The organism is Neobacillus kokaensis (assembly GCF_014656545.1).
Taxonomy (GTDB): Bacteria; Bacillota; Bacilli; order Bacillales; family Cytobacillaceae; genus Neobacillus; species Neobacillus kokaensis.
Genome location: NZ_BNDS01000003.1, coordinates 291,522 through 307,600 on the forward strand (window position 1 = coordinate 291,522; position 16,079 = coordinate 307,600).

Sequence of the window (16,079 nt, forward strand, 5' to 3'; positions counted from 1 at the left end):
CAGAGGCACTTATTTTTTAAAAAATAGGGGGACGAAAATGAGCAAAAAGGAAGAAGTTCTCAGGAAACCGGAATGGTTAAAAATAAAATTAAACACGAATGAATCCTACACAGGATTAAAAAAATTAATGCGTGAAAAAAACTTACATACTGTTTGTGAAGAAGCTCGCTGCCCGAATATTCATGAATGCTGGGGAGCCCGCCGGACAGCTACCTTCATGATTCTGGGGGACACATGCACGCGTGCATGTCGTTTTTGTGCGGTTAAAACGGGTTTGCCGACAGAATTAGACTGGGCAGAGCCGGAAAGAGTCGCTGATTCTGTTCAATTAATGAATCTTAAACATGTTGTTGTCACTGCGGTTGCCCGTGATGATTTAAAAGATGGCGGGGCAGCCGTTTTTGCAGAAACCGTTCGTGCAATCCGTCGGAAAAATCCGTTTACAAGCATTGAGGTCCTTCCATCTGATATGGGAGGTAAGGAAGAAAACTTAAAGACATTAATGGATGCAAAACCGGATATTTTAAACCATAATATTGAGACAGTAAAACGTTTAACGCCAAGAGTTCGTGCACGTGCTCAATATGACCGCTCACTTGAATTCCTACGCCGGGCAAAAGAAATGGAGCCGAGTATTCCAACGAAATCAAGTTTGATGATTGGTCTTGGTGAAACAAAGGAAGAAATTATTCAAGTTATGGATGATCTGCGGGCTAATCATGTAAATATTATGACGATTGGACAATACTTACAGCCAACAAAATCACACTTAAAAGTACAAAAATATTACAGTCCTGAAGAATTTAATGAACTGCGGGAAATTGCAATGAGCAAGGGCTTTAACCATTGTGAAGCAGGACCGCTTGTGCGTTCCTCATATCATGCTGATGAACAGGTAAATGCTGCTGCGAAGCATAAACAAATGCTTGGAGAACAGAGTGCACAGGAAGCTTAAAAAGAAAGGAGTTCGGACCGAATAAACGGTCTGAACTCCTTTTCTTGTTTAGCTTATTGCATCCTTCCACGGTCTTCTTTCGATAGCCCGTTAGCGTCCTCACCGGTGTTAACGATGTTTCCTTGTGGGGATTTCTTCATTTTATTGATTACATAATTCACCTGATCCCGGGCTTTACGATTTGTAGAATCAAGGCTTGCAAGATTTTCAACATCTTGAATTAATGTCTTATTATCAGTGACATAGACATGAAAATACCTTGGGACAACGGACATTGCTGTTCTTTTTACTTGGTCTGCCGTCATATTGCGATCTTTCGAATCAGTATCATAAGCCACTAAGACTTCTTTATCGGTAACAAGTGTCGCAGCATCATTAACATTCGGAAGATTCACACTGTATTTACTGATAAGATGGGCTAACTGTTCACGGTCGATGGCAGTCCGATGATCATTCGTTGTATTATCATTCATCACCGGACTCTTTTGATGACGAACGAAACCGTAGTCATTACTTACATTGCGGATTCCCTGTCCAGCGCCTTCACGATATAATTCATGCCGTTTATTATTGACATTGATGGTATTGCCGGACTCCTCATATACATCACGGTTTCCCATATCCTTTTGACAGCCTGTTAGTGCAGTAATAGCACACAAGCCAAGTGTGATAGCGATTTTTTTCAAATCAAACACCTCCTTTTATTAGAATTACCAAATGCAAATTTTTTTTTCTTAGTAATTGATGGTTTATCGGTTATAATGGGAAGTAGACTAGGGGTGGCAAAATTAGAGGTGAAATAGCATGGTGACGATTAATAACACTACATATGAGCTTGTCCAGGAATATCGGAACGGTTTTAATGAAGATGCCTTGAAAGCAAGGTATAGCGATATTTTATCCAGGTATGATTACATTGTGGGAGACTGGGGTTATGGACAACTGCGTCTAAAAGGATTCTTCGATGACCAAAATCAAAAAGCAACCTTTGATACGAAAATCAGTACACTAAGTGAGTACCTATTTGAATACTGTAATTTCGGCTGTGCTTATTTTGTGTTAAAAAAGGTGAAAAAGTAAAAGGGTGTCAGGCACCATGTGATTTATTCACATGGTGCCTGACACCCTTGTTTGGTTTTATTGGTGTATCTCATCGTACGGCGGCTGTTCGTCTGTTTTAGGATCATCATGGGGAGGGTGAGCCCCTTCCATTTGCCTTGGCAGATCCTGGTGTAGTGATTTATTCTCATAATTAAAGGCACTGTAGCGCCGCTGTCCTTCCTTCCATGGCGTGCTCTTTAGCTGGACAGGCTCGTTTTGTCTGATCGGTGACCCTAATGGTCCGTCGGGAAATTCTTCTGCTGTTAGATAATTCCGCTGTTTCTCAACATTAGAAAGATCAAAATATTCTCTCTCAGTATCTTTGTCAGTCATGTCTTTCACTCCTTTTCCATTATTATTGCAAGGAGAAAGAAAAACATGTGTGCGAATAAAACTTAGACAATTTCCATTAAAAATGAACGCAATTCCTCAGCATCTGCTTCATTTAATTGAAAGGCAAATTCTAAATAGCCTTCCTCCTCTAAATCATCTTGTCCGATAATGGCAAAGCGGTTTCCCTGCATATCAAGTACAAGGTGCTTTCCATAATGACGCCCTGTTTGAATGATTGCCAAATCAAACCGCTGGTGTTCTCCAACAAAGCTTATAAATCTCGTTGTGGTATTTTCCTTATCATCATATAGAAAAAAACGTTCTGTCATACGTGAATGTCTCCTTTGTACACTTTTTTCACATCCTCCTAATAGTAACAAAAAATGAAGGATAATGGGAATATTAATACAATCGGAAAATGGGACAAAAATAGGTTCAGGAAATACGAACATTGTCATATTATGTTACAATATAGCTAGAATGGATAAGGAAGTGTAGCAAAATGTATTTTGTTGACCGTGAAAAAATTGAAACCATATTACAGTATTTAGAAGGACAAATTCGGCTTTTTTCAAGCAGAGAAGAGTGGGAGACTCCGTTGGAAAAAGCGGCCTTAGAACGCGTGACGCAAATGTGCGTGGAGTCTGTTTTGGACGTTGGCAATAGCATGATTGACGGATTTATTATGCGTGACCCGGGAAGCTACGATGATATTATTGATATCCTAATGGATGAAAAGGTCATTTCTTCAGAAACAGGGGAAGCGTTGAAACATCTAATTGGGTTTCGTAAATCACTTGTTCAATTTTATACAGAAATTGATTATCATACACTATTGGAGCAGTTTACGAAACATCTTCCAGCCCTATCTATATTTGCGGTAAATGTACGAGACTACCTAGAAAATGAACTAGGGCCAGTTTCAGCATTCAAAAACTAATTGGACCGTATTTTACGGTCTATTTCTACTTTGAGAACTGTCTAGCTTCAGCGCCTTAGCAGCTGGTTTCCTTCGCTCTCCGCCCTACGATAAGTCAAGCACGAATGCGCCTCCGGCTCTTCGTGTTTCCTTTATCTCAGTTGGAGAGATTCCAGGCCATACGCCGCAGCGCTTACGCATTTCTAATAGGGGTGATTTTGTTTGAAAGAATATAAAGGGTATTTAATTGATCTAGATGGGACGATGTATCGAGGATCTGAACGGATTGAGGCTGCTTCTGATTTTGTGAAAAGGTTAAAGAAAAAGGGAATTCCTTATTTATTTGTTACCAATAATTCATCGCGGACACCGGCACAGGTTGCGGATAAGCTGCTTCAATTTGATATACCTGCTGAAGAAAAGCTCGTTTTTACAACCAGCCAGGCTACTGCTAATTACATATATGATCAAAAACAAGATGCCACAGTGTATGTCATTGGGGAGGATGGATTAAAGAAGGCTATAACAGAAAAAGGATTTCATTCTGCTGAAGAACATGCTGATTTTGTTGCAATGGGAATTGACCATTCAATTAGCTACGAAAAGCTGGCTATTGCTTGTTTAGCGGTAAGAAATGGAGCGACATTTATTTCTACGAATGGGGATATTGCGATTCCAACTGAAAGAGGTCTGATGCCAGGAAATGGATCGTTAACCGCTGTCATCTCCGTTTCTACACAAACAAAACCTATTTTCATTGGCAAACCTGAATCAATTATAGTGGATCAGGCGTTGAAGGTTCTAGGGACGACAAAGGAAGAAACGCTGATGGTCGGGGATAATTACGATACCGATATTTTAGCTGGAATAAACGCAGGAATGGATACACTATTAGTTCACACAGGAATAACAACGAAAGAGCTATTATCAGGATATAGCCGCAAGCCAACATATACAATAGACTCCTTAGACGAATGGGCATTTTAAAACAAAAAACAGGATGGGGTTAAACACACCACATCCTGTTTCTTTTTAGTCCTTCCGATCGACTCCTGCTGCCCTGTGAGCGAGCCTGCTAGATGCAGCGGCAGCAATAGCCCCGACAATATCATCTAGAAATGTATGACATTCCCCAGTTGATTTATCATTTAAACGAGCCAATATTCCAGGCTTTTGTTTATCAATATACCCGTAATTCGTAAATCCAATTGATCCATAAACATTGACAATTGAAAAGGCAAGAATTTCATCTACACCGTATAAGCTTTCATCCGTTCCAATAATTGTTTGCAGGGGTTCTTCAAGCATTCTTTTTTCCGCCAGCATATCAAGCTGAATTCCAGTAATAATCGCATTTTGAACCTCACGTTTTGACAGTACACGTTCTACATTGGAAATACAATCTTCCATTTGTAAGTTTTCATGATACTTTTCCTGCAAATAAAACACTAATTCCGCAATATCCTGGATTTTGACGCCTCTTTCCTTCAGCCATCTGCGGGCAGTTTCTTCTGTTAGATTAATTTGCTTGTTTTCCGCCATCCCTTTTATCACCTTTTCTGTATTTTTTAGCTAATCCTATACTCTATTAGTTTATAATATGCAATTTCATGAAAAACAATCAACTAAAATACCCTCATTAGCCATTAATTTTAAAAATCAAGAAGGCAACAAGTTTTGTATAGGAAAAACATATACATGAATTTAGAAGAGAGTGGAAAGAAGAGGTGAAACAAATTGTTATATAAAATGTTAGAGACCCATTATGGTATTGTGGCAAAAGAACAAATTAAAATTAATACTTTTGATGCCTTCAAAAGGGATGGCTGGGTTTATATTATTGCCAATCCACGAGGACGTGAAGAGGAAGATGTAAAGGAATTGAGCAGCCTCTCCCAGCATCTCAGAGGGCACGGTGACCAACATGTACCTATTATCATGCCAGCAAAGGATGGGAAACTTATAATTAATTGGGAACAACAAAACTGTTGTGTATTAGCCGTTAGAGAGGTTGAACGACAGCAGCGACAGACAAAATTAGGCCGAAAGCTGGCGAAATTTCACGAGCGGGGAAGAAGGGTGCCGTTTCAAATTGAACGGTCCAGTAGAATTGGGCAATGGAAGGTACTATGGGAAAAACGCCTTGAACAGATGGAAAAGGTATGGAATGGGTTGTTGTTTCAAACCCCAGAAGATGAATTTGAAAGGATGTTTATTGAATCGTTCCCTTATTATATGGGATTAACTGAGAATGCCATACAATATTTAGTGGACACGGAGCTTGATGATGAACCGTTAGAAATAGACAGCGGCACCGTTTGTCATGAACGTTTTGCCTTAAACACGTGGGGAGGTACTTATATTATCAAAAATCCATTTGATTGGGTTTTTGACCATCGAAGCCGTGATTTGGCTGAGTGGACAAGGGAGAGGTATTTTCGTAATAACCAAACATATGATGTGGAATTAAAGCAATTTTTTGCCGAATACCAAAGTATTGCACCGTTGTCACCTTTTTCATGGAGGCTTCTTTATGCGAGGCTGATTTTTCCGTTACATTATTTTGACTGCATTGAGAATTATTATACCACCCATTCAGAACAGGAGAAAAAAGTATTAGAGGACAGTCTAAGTAAAATCATTAGGCAGTCATCAGAAAATGAACGGTTTTTGGCCGGATTTTTTCAAATTAGCGGAGCCCCCATTAATCGAATCAATCTGCCTCAGCTAGAGTGGCTGTATCATTAACCATTGACAGGAAGCGTATGGTAAAATGGACAAAATAGGGATATAGAAAGGGATATAGGATGAGACCATACGCTTATATAACAAGGAAGCTTCCAGAAGCGGTAATTGAACCACTCAAACAGCAATTTATTGTAAATATGTGGGATTCCGAAGACATACCAGTTCCAAAGGATGTATTACTGGCTGAGGCAAGGAAGGCGGATGCATTATTAACCATGCTGACTGATCCGGTTGATGAAAGTCTTCTCTCAGCTGGAGAAAGATTAAAGGTTGTTGCCAATATGGCTGTCGGTTATGATAATGTCGACCTTAAGGCGGCCAGCAAGTATGGCATTGCGGTTTGTAATACACCGGATGTATTGACGGATTCTACGGCTGATTTAACCTTTGCGTTATTGATGGCAACAGCTCGGAGAATGGAAGAAGCAGCACAATTTGTGAAGGATGATAAATGGAAAAGCTGGAGTCCGTATCTTTTAGCCGGTCAGGATATCCACCATAAAACCATTGGAATTGTAGGGATGGGAAAAATAGGTGAAGCGGTTGCCAAGAGGGCAGCTGGCTTTGATATGAATATACTGTATTATAATCGCTCTCCTAAACCAGAAGTCGAACAAAGGCTTGGGGCTGTTTATACCGCTTTTAACGAGCTTGTGGCACAGGCGGATTTTATTGTCTGCTTGACGCCGTTAACATCAGAAACGAAGAACTTGTTTACCATCGAAGTTTTTAGAAAAATGAAGAAAACAGCCATTTTTATCAATGCATCCCGCGGCCCGGTGGTGAATGAGCAGGATTTATATGAGGCATTGACGTTAGGTGAGATCGCCGGTGCAGGGCTTGATGTTTTTGAAAAAGAACCAATCGGCAGGGAGCACCCATTGTTAAAGCTGAAGAATGTTATTGCACTGCCACATATCGGAAGTGCTACAATTGAAACGAGAACGGCTATGATGACACTCTGCGTCGAGAATATCGAGGCCATTTTAATGGGAAGTCCCCCTAAAACATTGGTCAATAAAGATTGGAAGCCTTCCTAAAGAAAAAGCGATTGCTTACCTGCAGCAATCGCTTTAATCATTTAAATTAAAATACTTGCTCTACTTCGACTACGCCAGGAACTTCTTCCAAGAGTGCCCTTTCAATACCTGCTTTAAGTGTGATTGTTGAGCTAGGGCAGGACCCGCATGCACCTAACAAGCGCAGTTTCACAATACCATCTTCAACATCAACTAATTCACAATCTCCGCCATCGCGAAGAAGAAATGGGCGTAATTTATCTAATACTTCTGAAACCTGTTCAAACATTTCTTGTTCTGACATTTTACTCGACTCCTTTCCTAATAATATTATACTGTTACTAGCAATAAAAATCCATTATCAGAAATTGGACGCTTACCTAAAAAGTATTTTCTTAAGTTTACCCTAGGAATATAGTAAAATAAAAGAAAAACGTTAGGAATGATTTTATGGACTTTACAATGGTTGAAATTGTTCTTTATGGTGCTGAGCAATTATGTCCAAGCTGTGTGAACCTTCCGTCTTCGAAGGAAACATATGAATGGCTGGGAGCGGCAATCGCTAGGAAGTTTCCGGAACAGCCATTTAAAATGAGTTATGTTGATATTTATCAGCCTCCGGAAGACAATGAAAAAGGTGAATTTGCTAAAAGGGTCATAGAAGAGGATATGTTTTATCCGGTAGTTGTTATAAAGGAAAAAGTGGTAGGCGAAGGCAACCCACGCCTTAAAACTATTTTTGCCGAACTTGAGAAATACGGCTATAAAGCAGAATAATGAAAAGAGGTACGGTGTCAGGCACCATGTGAAATTTTCACATGGTGCCTGACACCGTTATAGATTTTTTGTATCATCCATTATGAAATTTGTACAACCAAAGGACACCGGATTTTAACAAGCGGGCGACGCGGCCTGTGATGGCGTGGTCTGCCATCATTCCGAAGCCTTGCTTCTTGCCAAGAGAACCAAGTACACCTTTTAGTTTAATTGGCGGGAATTCGGAAGGCGGTTCCTCCCCGTTCCATCGTTTTCGTAATACCTCAACAATTTGCACACCTTGTCCTTCCGCCAGCTGGGCGCTTGGAGCGTGCGGAAGGCTCGCGCAATCCCCGACAATAAAGATATGTTCATCATTTGGCAAGTGATGTCTTGGAGTAATGACTAATCTTCCAGAACGGTCCTTTTCCGCATTCATCTCGCGAACAACCTTGTTTGCTTGAATTCCAGCCGTCCAGACAATCACATCGCATTTCACTGGTACGTCATTGTTATAAAGTGTATTTTCTTCCACTCTGGTGATATTGGAATTATTAATTATTTCAACATTATGCTTTGTAAACCAATTTTCCACATATTTACTTAAACGGTCTGGGAACGCAGAAAGAATATGCTTCCCACGATCAAATAACTTAATGTTTAAGTCGTTTCGGCTTTCACTTAGCTCACTGGCGAGTTCCACTCCGCTAAGGCCTGCTCCGACAATTCCAACAACAGAACCTGGTCCTAAATTATTTAATGCAGAATATGTTTTGCGGGATTTTCCAATGCTTTGAATACTATAAGTGTATTGATCGGCACCAGGCACATTATGATATTTGTCCTCACAGCCTAATCCGATGACTAAATCATCGTAGCTTATTGGTTCTGCATCTTTCAATAATACTTTTTTCTCCTTTTGGTTTATACCAGTAACTTCACCATATTTCACAGTTAGTTGTGGATGCTCAGGAAAGTCAACACGCACCTCTTTATCTGAGATTGTACCGGCTGCCAGAGCGTAGTATTCTGTTTTTAAGCAATGATACGGAACACGGTCAACTAATGTGATTCTTACGTCCTCGGGCAAGTTATTTGGCAGAAGTTCACTAAGAATCTTCATGCCTCCATAGCCGCCTCCAAGTATAACAAGATTTTTCATTTTAATTCCCCTTTTTAAAAGCAATAAAAATTTTTATATTTATTTTGTTCAAATAGCCGTTTTTCAATATGAAAGTTATCTTGGGATATTATTGTAATATGTACTCTCCCTATTAACACACAAATATGAGTATATCGAAGATGTGTCAAAATAACAACACTTATAGCAATTTATCTTGACAACTATGCCAGGGACATGGTAATTGACGATGCTTGTGAAAAATAGTAGGATAAGTAGATGTGGAGAGGTGAAAGTATGTTTAAACCGATCATAGAATTCTGTGTCAGCAATCTTGCAGAAGGTTCACAAAAAGCACTGGAAAAATTAGAAAAGGATCCAAATTTAGATATTATTGAATATGGCTGTCTCGGTTATTGCGGAATTTGTGCAAGAAATTTATATGCACTCGTCAATGGGGAAGTTGTAACTGGAGAGACACCAGATGATTTAGTCGATAATATTTATCAATACTTGGAAGAGAATCCAATGTTTTAAATAGATGGGGAGCTCTTAAGCTCTCCTTTTTCGATATCGTTCATATACTGTTAATAAGGTTCAATTTTTTTGAGTAGTTACTAAACGATGCTATACTATAAGAAAGACTTAAATTAAAAGGAGGGGAATTTTCTTGAGTAAAGACATTGTTATCTTAACGGAATCTGCGTCACTGCAAATAAAAGATATGATGAAGCATAATGAAGAAGAAGGCGCCTATCTACGAGTAAGTGTAAAAGGCGGCGGGTGCAGCGGTTTATCATATGGCATGGGGTTTGACCATGAAGTTAAAGAGGATGATCATCAATTTGAACAGTTTGGAATCCAGATTTTAGTGGATAAAGAAAGTGCCCTCATTCTCCAAGGAACAAAAATTGATTTTAAGCAATCGATGATGGGCGGCGGCTTTACCATTGACAATCCAAATGCCATCGCATCATGCGGCTGCGGTTCATCATTCCGCACGGCAACAGCGACGGGAACACCGGAAGAATGCTAGTAAAAATACAGAATCTAAAAAAGGCGTCCAATTGGGCGCCTCCGCTTTTCTAATTATCAAACATAGAAGAACTGTGTAATGGCTGTATTTTTGCTTTTGGATCCATGAATGACTTTGCATTATTTACAGCGGTTGGGGCCTCACCGAAGCCGGAAGCAATTAATTTTACTTTACCATCGTAAGTACAAATATCACCGGCAGCATAAATTCCAGGAATATTTGTCTCCATTTTGGAGTTGACCATGATGGAGTTCTTTTCGATTACTAATCCCCATTCCTTGATTGGGCCGAGGGAAGACACGAAGCCATAGTTACAAATAACTGCATCCACATCAATCGTTTCCTTGCTTTTATCTGTAACGCTTTCGAGTACTACCTGCCTGATGCCGCTTTCATCACCAATAAGAGCTGCAGGAACAAAAGGCGTTTTCACATCCACTTTTGAATTTAATAGGTTTTCAACACTATGTTCATGAGCGCGGAATTTATCGCGGCGGTGGACAATCGTTACTTTTTCAGCAATCGGCTCAAGCATTAATGCCCAGTCAACGGCAGAATCTCCACCGCCAAATACGATAATTTTTTGACCTGCGAAAGACTTAAGGTCATTGATAAAATAATAAAGATTTTTTCGTTCATATTGTACTGCGCTTTCAAGATCTAAACGGCGCGGCTGGAAAGCACCATTTCCAGCAGTGATAATAACTGTTTTTGTATAATGTATTTCTTTATTTGTGATCAATTTAAATGTGCCATCTTTTTGTTTTTCAAGCTTTTCAACCGATTGTTCGAGTGCTACAGTGGGCTCGAATTTTGCCATCTGTTCCTTAAGGTTATCAATCAATTTCTGAGCACGAACCTTTGGAAAGCCAGCAACATCATAAATATATTTTTCCGGGTACAGCGCAGATAATTGTCCGCCAAGCTGAGGCAGGCTTTCAATTATTTTTACAGATGCCTGTCTCATCCCCCCGTAGAAGGCAGTAAATAAACCGACGGGGCCGCCACCAATAATGGTAATATCATACAGTTTTTGATCTTCCTGCATTATGTATCCCCCCAATTAGTAGTTACAATACACTCACTATCATATCATAAAAAGAATATTCTAACATCTTTCCGAGAAATAATCGATTAGTTTGCATTTTTTATTAAAATGCTGATTTTTCCCTATAATTTAGGTAAATATTTTGTTTAAATTGCTTGAAATTAAGTGGAAAGTAGCATAAGATGTATTAGAGAATATTGTTAAGATTTTGTGACAAATTTAGTACATTTTTATGAAAAAACAGGATGATAATCCTTTTTTTAACAGAAAGATGAATCGGTGGACTTTCCAATGTCCGGAAAACCGGTTTATTTCTTTATGTTTGTTCGTGAATTTTATCACATACATTTTCTTGTTTTTATAAAATAAAAATGTACGCTGCAGTGGAAGATAAATAAAAAAGGGTGGAAGTGATTAAGTTGAGAAAGCCAAAAATCGTTATCCTTGGTGCCGGTTACGGCGGATTGTTAACGACTGTACGCTTGCAAAAGCTTATCGGGGTTAATGAAGCGGATATTATTCTAGTTAACAAAAATGATTACCATTACGAAACAACCTGGTTACACGAAGCTTCAGCTGGTACACTTCATCATGATAAAGTGCGCTATGAAATTAATAATGTAATCGACCGCAGTAAAGTTAATTTTGTTCAGGACACAGTTGTTGAAATCAAGAAGGATGAAAAGAAAGTCATTTTAGAAAAAGGCGAAGTGGAATATGACTACCTTGTCATTGCACTTGGCGGTGAACCAGAAACATTTGGTATTAAAGGCTTAAAAGAGTATGCGTTTGGAATTACGAGTGTCAATTCCTCACGTCAATTACGTGAGCATATTGAATACCAATTTGCGACTTATAACATGGAAGAAGAGAAAGACGAAACTCGACTATCCATTGTAGTTGGCGGCGCTGGTTTCACTGGTATTGAATTCCTGGGTGAATTAACAAACCGTATTCCTGAACTATGCCATGAATACGATGTTGATCAAGGGAAAGTGAAAATAACTTGCGTGGAAGCAGCTCCAATGGTTCTTCCTGGCTTTGATCCAGAATTAGTAAATTATGCTGTTTCCCAATTACAAAGTAAGGGTGTAGAATTCCTAATTGGTACAGCTATTAAAGAAGCAACTCCAGACGGTATTTTGGTGGCTAAAGGCGATGAAGAGCCATGGGCAATTAAAGCTGGTACTGTAGTATGGGCAGCTGGGGTACGTGGAAATTCCATCATTGAAAAATCAGGTTTTGAAGCTATGAGAGGCCGCGTTAAAGTACAGCCGGATCTCCGTGTGCCTGGCTTTGATGATGTATTTATTATTGGTGACAGTTCATTAATTATCAATGAAGAAATCAATCGTCCATATCCGCCAACTGCTCAAATTGCTATGCAGCAGGGGGAATTAACAGCCCGTAATATTGCAGCCTTAATCCGTAATACGCCACAGCTTGAAACATTCAAGTTCGACAACAAAGGGACGGTTTGTTCTTTAGGTGAAGATGATGCGATCGGTGTTGTTTTCGGCAAGAAAATTACTGGTTCAAAAGCGGCATTCATGAAAAAAGTAGTTGATAACCGTGCTCTTTACATGATTGGCGGCGCAGGACTTGTTATGAAAAAAGGTAAATTAAATTTCTTTTGAGAAATAATGAAATAACAGAAGGGACAGGTCCTAAATCCTGTCCCTTTTTCTTGTCTTTACCAGCACTTTTAATTTTAATTGCTGTTTAACTATTTTATTGACTCACTTTCATCCATTCAGTACACTAAAGGTTGATGTATAAAGGGGGATTTCAATGAATATTGTCGTCTTGTTGATATCGATATTATTATTTTTTGTTTTATTTTTTGGCATTGGCTTTATCTTAAATATGATCTTGCGCATGACTTGGGTTATGGCGATTATTTATCCTATTGTTGCTATTTTAATTATAGATAGAGTACGTTTTCTTGATTATTTTACAAAAAGTAAATTTGCCTTTCAGGAATTGGGGACTAAATTTAGTAATTTAGCGACAGCGGACATCATCATTTTGTTAAGTGGACTTGCTGGGGCAATTGCTTCAGGCATTACCATCAAGCTTTTGCGAAAAAATGGATATCAAATGTTTTAAGGACCTTTTTGCCATTGGCAGAGGTCTTTTTTATTCCTTTTCATTTTTACACCTCTTATTTGAATATTTCCTGCTATCTTGGGAATGAATATTTTGGGAGGAGTGAAAATTTTAATGAATAAAATGAAAATGTGGACGAAGCGGTTTTCGATGACCTGTCTTTTTATAATGGCATTATTTGTAACCTTTCAATCTCTATCAGGCGTGAGTGCTAAAATGTTTATCAAAGGTTTGACAATCGCGCTTTCAAAAAGTGAAAATGTATCTGGAACACCTTCTTTGGAAGATGCTTTTGATTGGTCCAAGTACCCTAAACATACTGTTACCGCAACAGGTTATACAGCAGGATTTGAATCAACAGGAAAATACAAGGACCATCCGGAATATGGGATTACCTATTCGGGGGTAAAAGTAAAACGTGACCTATTTTCTACAATTGCCGCGGATTTAACGGTTTTCCCAATTGGAACTATTCTATTCATACCCGGGTATGGTTATGGTGTAGTTGCCGATAAAGGGGGAGCAATTAAAGGAAATAAATTAGACCTTTATTATGAAACTGTGGAGGACGTATACCGCTTGTGGGGAAAAAAACAGGTTGAAGTTTATGTCATTCAAAAAGGGGATGGCAAATTAACTGAAAAGCAGCTGCAAGCCTTGAATGAGGATAAAACCATGCAAGTGTTCCGTCAAGCATATATTAAATCAGAGAAAAGATAAAACAGGCCTAGGGTGCCTGTTTTTTGCGTTGCTGTTTGCTATTACTTAAAATAAAAGATAAGCATTATGGAAGGGCGGGAGTCTGGATGGAAGATTATCCAATCGAGTATTATGAGTTTTTTGTTAGTTTTAATGAAGGGGATTACTATACATGCCATGACCTGCTTGAAGAAATGTGGATGACAGATAAGCAGAATTTGTTTTTAAAGGGCCTATTGCAAATGAGTGTGGCGATCTACCATTATGAATATGGAAATGTAAAAGGTGCGAGGATGATGATGCTGACTGCCTATTACTATTTGCAGGATTATCGACCGAAACATTGGGGCTTAGATTTAGAAAAGGTCTATCCGTTTATTGAGCAATCCTTGATGACCTTCCCAACAGATATTGACAGTATTCCATATGAAAGAATTGACGAACTGCCTAAGCTCCCAAGTTTAGTACTTTATTTAGAAGATGATTAGAGGATGCTTTTTCGCTATAATTAGACACGAATAATATGGAGGTGAACCTGGATGTTTTATGTTAAAAAAGAGTTGGACTTAGACGCTGAACATAACGGATTGGTAGTCGGACTGTTTGATAAACCGGAAAAGTTTTCAGGTCTGTTGGCAAAACTGGATCAGAGTTTTAATGGGCAATTAACAGAGTTGGTGAAATCCGGGGATATTTCAGCTAAAGTAAAAAGTATCAGTAAAGTACATAGTTTAGGAAAAATCGCTGCAAAACGAATCTGGTTTGTCGGTCTTGGGAAGGAAAAAGATTTATCTTTTGATAAGCTGCGAGAGGCATTCGGCAAGCTTTTTAAAGAAGTGAAAGGAAGTAAATTAGAGGAGGCTGCTGTTTATTTAGATTCCTTTGTCGCAGAAGAAATCGAGGGCTTAGATGCAGCCCATGCGCTAAGTGAAGCATTCGCACTAGCCTCCTATCAATTTAGCGGCTATAGGCAAAAATCTAATGAACCGGAGCGAAAGCTTGAGAAGCTTACCATTTATAGTGAAGCAGTGGAGGAAGAGGACATTCTGGCATCATTGTCTGTAGGCTATGCATTTGGGAAAGGAACCAACTCTGCAAGGACGCTGGTCAATACCCCGGGTAATATGCTGACTGCATCCGATCTGGCAAACTATGCAGAGGAACTTGGAGCCAAATACGATTTTGAGGTAGAAATTTTGGAGAAGGAAGATATTGAGAAGCTTGGTATGGGAGCTTTCCTGGCAGTTAATAAAGGTTCCGCAGAGCCGCCAAAGATGATTGTCCTTAAATATCAAGGAAAAGAAGAATGGAAGGACGTTATCGGCCTAGTTGGTAAAGGAATTACTTTTGATACTGGAGGTTATTCGATTAAAACAAAAGCTGGTATTGTCGGGATGAAAACTGATATGGGCGGAGCAGCTGCAGTTCTTGGGGCAATGGAAATCATTGGGGAAATCAAACCGGAGCAGAATGTTGTCGCTGTTATTCCGTCAACCGATAATATGATCAGCGGCGCAGCTTTTAAACCAGATGATGTTATTACTTCGATGAGTGGTAAAACGATTGAGGTATTAAATACGGATGCTGAAGGGCGTTTAGTATTGGCCGATGCCATTACGTATGCAAAGCACCATGGCGCAGAGTACTTAGTTGATGTAGCAACCTTAACCGGCGGTGTGATTACCGCACTTGGACTCCACACAACCGGAGCGATGACTAATTATGAGCCGTTGTATGAACAAGTATTAGAAGCATCGATGGAAGCTGGCGAACAAATGTGGCAATTGCCATTATTTGAATCTGAAAAGGAGCGGGTACGAAATAGCAAGGTTGCTGATTTAAATAACTCGCCAGGCAGTGAAGGACATGCGATCGTAGCAGGCGCCTTTATTGGTGAATTCGCTGAAAATACCCCATGGGTTCATTTAGATATTGCGGGAACTGCTACTTCCTCAAAAGCCTATAACCTTGGTCCTGCAGGTGCTACAGGTGTAATGGTTCGTACACTGGCATTGTTCGTAGAACGATTTGAACCGATTGAAAAATAAGCTAATTGTCTAGCTCCAGCACCTAGCCCCTCGAGATCACAAGTCAATCCGTCAAGAAGGCTAAAAAGCAGCCTTCTGGCCGGCTTGTCTTGTGCTTGTCGGGGCTGATCGAGGCGCTTCCGCTTTTCTATTAGCCCGCCCACTCCAAAAGCCTCCTTTCTGCATATGAAATAGTATAGGCAAATATA

General features: G+C 39.5%; 20 protein-coding genes and 1 pseudogene. 14 read left to right on the forward strand and 7 right to left on the reverse strand.

Going from position 1 to position 16,079, the window contains the following annotated elements:
- Positions 1–34: 34 nt before the first annotated feature.
- Positions 35–955, forward strand: a pseudogene (lipA, locus tag IE222_RS05900) (lipoyl synthase); the annotation flags it as partial.
- Positions 956–1,008: 53 nt separating this feature from the next.
- Here the strand turns inward: lipA and IE222_RS05905 are convergent.
- Complete coding sequence (locus tag IE222_RS05905) at positions 1,009–1,641, reverse strand: YhcN/YlaJ family sporulation lipoprotein (RefSeq protein WP_191270675.1); 633 nt, start codon at positions 1,639–1,641, stop codon at positions 1,009–1,011.
- A 118-nt stretch (positions 1,642–1,759) separates the two neighbouring features.
- On the opposite strand from IE222_RS05905, the gene IE222_RS05910 reads away from it, so the two are divergent.
- Positions 1,760–2,035, forward strand: a complete 276-nt coding sequence (locus IE222_RS05910) for a YutD family protein (RefSeq protein ID WP_191270676.1) — start codon at positions 1,760–1,762, stop codon at positions 2,033–2,035.
- 57 nt (positions 2,036–2,092) lie between these two features.
- Here the strand turns inward: IE222_RS05910 and IE222_RS05915 are convergent, their stop codons facing one another.
- Both IE222_RS05915 and IE222_RS05920 read right to left on the reverse strand, forming a co-directional pair.
- On the reverse strand, positions 2,093–2,389 hold the full coding sequence (locus IE222_RS05915) for a cytosolic protein (protein WP_191270678.1): 297 nt from the start codon (positions 2,387–2,389) through the stop codon (positions 2,093–2,095).
- Between the two features lie 62 nt (positions 2,390–2,451).
- A complete protein-coding gene (locus IE222_RS05920) occupies positions 2,452–2,718 on the reverse strand; it encodes a DUF3055 domain-containing protein (protein WP_191270680.1) in 267 nt (88 codons plus the stop codon).
- Between the two features lie 173 nt (positions 2,719–2,891).
- On the opposite strand from IE222_RS05920, the gene IE222_RS05925 reads away from it, so the two are divergent.
- Together IE222_RS05925 and IE222_RS05930 are read left to right on the forward strand one after the other, a co-directional pair.
- A complete protein-coding gene (locus tag IE222_RS05925; RefSeq protein WP_191270682.1) occupies positions 2,892–3,329 on the forward strand; it encodes a DUF86 domain-containing protein in 438 nt (145 codons plus the stop codon).
- A 201-nt stretch (positions 3,330–3,530) separates the two neighbouring features.
- On the forward strand, positions 3,531–4,295 hold the full coding sequence (locus tag IE222_RS05930; RefSeq protein ID WP_191270684.1) for a TIGR01457 family HAD-type hydrolase: 765 nt from the start codon (positions 3,531–3,533) through the stop codon (positions 4,293–4,295).
- A gap of 45 nt (positions 4,296–4,340) precedes the next feature.
- Here the strand turns inward: IE222_RS05930 and IE222_RS05935 are convergent, their stop codons facing one another.
- The gene (locus IE222_RS05935) at positions 4,341–4,850 is read right to left on the reverse strand and encodes a phosphatidylglycerophosphatase A family protein (RefSeq protein ID WP_191270686.1); all 510 of its coding nucleotides are present in this window, start codon (positions 4,848–4,850) and stop codon (positions 4,341–4,343) included.
- A gap of 195 nt (positions 4,851–5,045) precedes the next feature.
- Here IE222_RS05935 and yutH point away from each other — a divergent pair, with 195 nt between their 5' ends.
- Positions 5,046–6,056: a spore coat putative kinase YutH gene (gene yutH, locus IE222_RS05940; RefSeq protein ID WP_191270688.1), complete on the forward strand. Its 1,011-nt coding sequence runs from the start codon at positions 5,046–5,048 to the stop codon at positions 6,054–6,056.
- A gap of 59 nt (positions 6,057–6,115) precedes the next feature.
- Positions 6,116–7,096, forward strand: coding sequence for a 2-hydroxyacid dehydrogenase (locus tag IE222_RS05945; RefSeq protein ID WP_191270690.1), 981 nt, complete (start codon positions 6,116–6,118; stop codon positions 7,094–7,096).
- A 46-nt stretch (positions 7,097–7,142) separates the two neighbouring features.
- On the opposite strand, the gene IE222_RS05950 is transcribed toward IE222_RS05945, so the two are convergent.
- A complete protein-coding gene (locus IE222_RS05950; protein ID WP_066386774.1) occupies positions 7,143–7,379 on the reverse strand; it encodes a NifU family protein in 237 nt (78 codons plus the stop codon).
- Between the two features lie 146 nt (positions 7,380–7,525).
- On the opposite strand from IE222_RS05950, the gene IE222_RS05955 reads away from it, so the two are divergent.
- The gene (locus IE222_RS05955) at positions 7,526–7,852 is read left to right on the forward strand and encodes a YuzD family protein (RefSeq protein WP_191270692.1); all 327 of its coding nucleotides are present in this window, start codon (positions 7,526–7,528) and stop codon (positions 7,850–7,852) included.
- Between the two features lie 73 nt (positions 7,853–7,925).
- Here IE222_RS05955 and IE222_RS05960 read toward each other — a convergent pair whose 3' ends face one another.
- Positions 7,926–8,993 carry an NAD(P)/FAD-dependent oxidoreductase gene (locus IE222_RS05960; RefSeq protein ID WP_191270694.1) on the reverse strand — a complete coding sequence of 356 codons (1,068 nt, stop codon included), beginning with the start codon at positions 8,991–8,993 and terminating at the stop codon, positions 7,926–7,928.
- 255 nt (positions 8,994–9,248) lie between these two features.
- Here IE222_RS05960 and IE222_RS05965 point away from each other — a divergent pair, with 255 nt between their 5' ends.
- A complete protein-coding gene (locus tag IE222_RS05965; protein ID WP_191270696.1) occupies positions 9,249–9,488 on the forward strand; it encodes a YuzB family protein in 240 nt (79 codons plus the stop codon).
- Between the two features lie 133 nt (positions 9,489–9,621).
- Complete coding sequence (locus tag IE222_RS05970; RefSeq protein ID WP_191270698.1) at positions 9,622–9,987, forward strand: HesB/IscA family protein; 366 nt, start codon at positions 9,622–9,624, stop codon at positions 9,985–9,987.
- A gap of 49 nt (positions 9,988–10,036) precedes the next feature.
- On the opposite strand, the gene IE222_RS05975 is transcribed toward IE222_RS05970, so the two are convergent.
- Complete coding sequence (locus IE222_RS05975; protein WP_191270700.1) at positions 10,037–11,035, reverse strand: NAD(P)/FAD-dependent oxidoreductase; 999 nt, start codon at positions 11,033–11,035, stop codon at positions 10,037–10,039.
- 410 nt (positions 11,036–11,445) lie between these two features.
- Between IE222_RS05975 and IE222_RS05980 the strand changes: the two genes are divergently transcribed.
- The 5 genes from IE222_RS05980 (at position 11,446) to IE222_RS06000 (ending at position 15,891) form a co-directional block, all read left to right on the forward strand.
- Positions 11,446–12,672, forward strand: coding sequence for an NAD(P)/FAD-dependent oxidoreductase (locus IE222_RS05980; protein WP_191270702.1), 1,227 nt, complete (start codon positions 11,446–11,448; stop codon positions 12,670–12,672).
- Positions 12,673–12,820: 148 nt separating this feature from the next.
- Positions 12,821–13,144 carry a YuiB family protein gene (locus tag IE222_RS05985; protein ID WP_191270883.1) on the forward strand — a complete coding sequence of 108 codons (324 nt, stop codon included), beginning with the start codon at positions 12,821–12,823 and terminating at the stop codon, positions 13,142–13,144.
- Between the two features lie 114 nt (positions 13,145–13,258).
- A complete protein-coding gene (gene spsC, locus IE222_RS05990) occupies positions 13,259–13,864 on the forward strand; it encodes a stationary phase survival protein SpsC (protein WP_191270704.1) in 606 nt (201 codons plus the stop codon).
- Between the two features lie 86 nt (positions 13,865–13,950).
- On the forward strand, positions 13,951–14,331 hold the full coding sequence (locus IE222_RS05995; RefSeq protein WP_191270706.1) for a DUF309 domain-containing protein: 381 nt from the start codon (positions 13,951–13,953) through the stop codon (positions 14,329–14,331).
- 51 nt (positions 14,332–14,382) lie between these two features.
- On the forward strand, positions 14,383–15,891 hold the full coding sequence (locus tag IE222_RS06000; protein WP_191270708.1) for a leucyl aminopeptidase: 1,509 nt from the start codon (positions 14,383–14,385) through the stop codon (positions 15,889–15,891).
- Positions 15,892–16,079: the final 188 nt, after the last annotated feature.

Excerpts from the sequence above, each read along its gene's own strand:
- spsC (WP_191270704.1), top strand. The coding sequence starts at position 13,259 with ATGAATAAAATGAAAATGTGGACGAAGCGGTTTTCGATGACCTGTCTT.
- IE222_RS05945 (WP_191270690.1), top strand. The coding sequence starts at position 6,116 with ATGAGACCATACGCTTATATAACAAGGAAGCTTCCAGAAGCGGTAATT.
- IE222_RS05995 (WP_191270706.1), top strand. The coding sequence starts at position 13,951 with ATGGAAGATTATCCAATCGAGTATTATGAGTTTTTTGTTAGTTTTAAT.
- IE222_RS06000 (WP_191270708.1), top strand. The coding sequence starts at position 14,383 with ATGTTTTATGTTAAAAAAGAGTTGGACTTAGACGCTGAACATAACGGA.
- IE222_RS05915 (WP_191270678.1), bottom strand. The coding sequence starts at position 2,389 with ATGACTGACAAAGATACTGAGAGAGAATATTTTGATCTTTCTAATGTT.
- IE222_RS05960 (WP_191270694.1), bottom strand. The coding sequence starts at position 8,993 with ATGAAAAATCTTGTTATACTTGGAGGCGGCTATGGAGGCATGAAGATT.
- IE222_RS05950 (WP_066386774.1), bottom strand. The coding sequence starts at position 7,379 with ATGTCAGAACAAGAAATGTTTGAACAGGTTTCAGAAGTATTAGATAAA.
- IE222_RS05910 (WP_191270676.1), top strand. The coding sequence starts at position 1,760 with ATGGTGACGATTAATAACACTACATATGAGCTTGTCCAGGAATATCGG.
- IE222_RS05965 (WP_191270696.1), top strand. The coding sequence starts at position 9,249 with ATGTTTAAACCGATCATAGAATTCTGTGTCAGCAATCTTGCAGAAGGT.
- IE222_RS05925 (WP_191270682.1), top strand. The coding sequence starts at position 2,892 with ATGTATTTTGTTGACCGTGAAAAAATTGAAACCATATTACAGTATTTA.
- IE222_RS05955 (WP_191270692.1), top strand. The coding sequence starts at position 7,526 with ATGGACTTTACAATGGTTGAAATTGTTCTTTATGGTGCTGAGCAATTA.
- IE222_RS05935 (WP_191270686.1), bottom strand. The coding sequence starts at position 4,850 with ATGGCGGAAAACAAGCAAATTAATCTAACAGAAGAAACTGCCCGCAGA.
- IE222_RS05920 (WP_191270680.1), bottom strand. The coding sequence starts at position 2,718 with ATGACAGAACGTTTTTTTCTATATGATGATAAGGAAAATACCACAACG.
- IE222_RS05975 (WP_191270700.1), bottom strand. The coding sequence starts at position 11,035 with ATGCAGGAAGATCAAAAACTGTATGATATTACCATTATTGGTGGCGGC.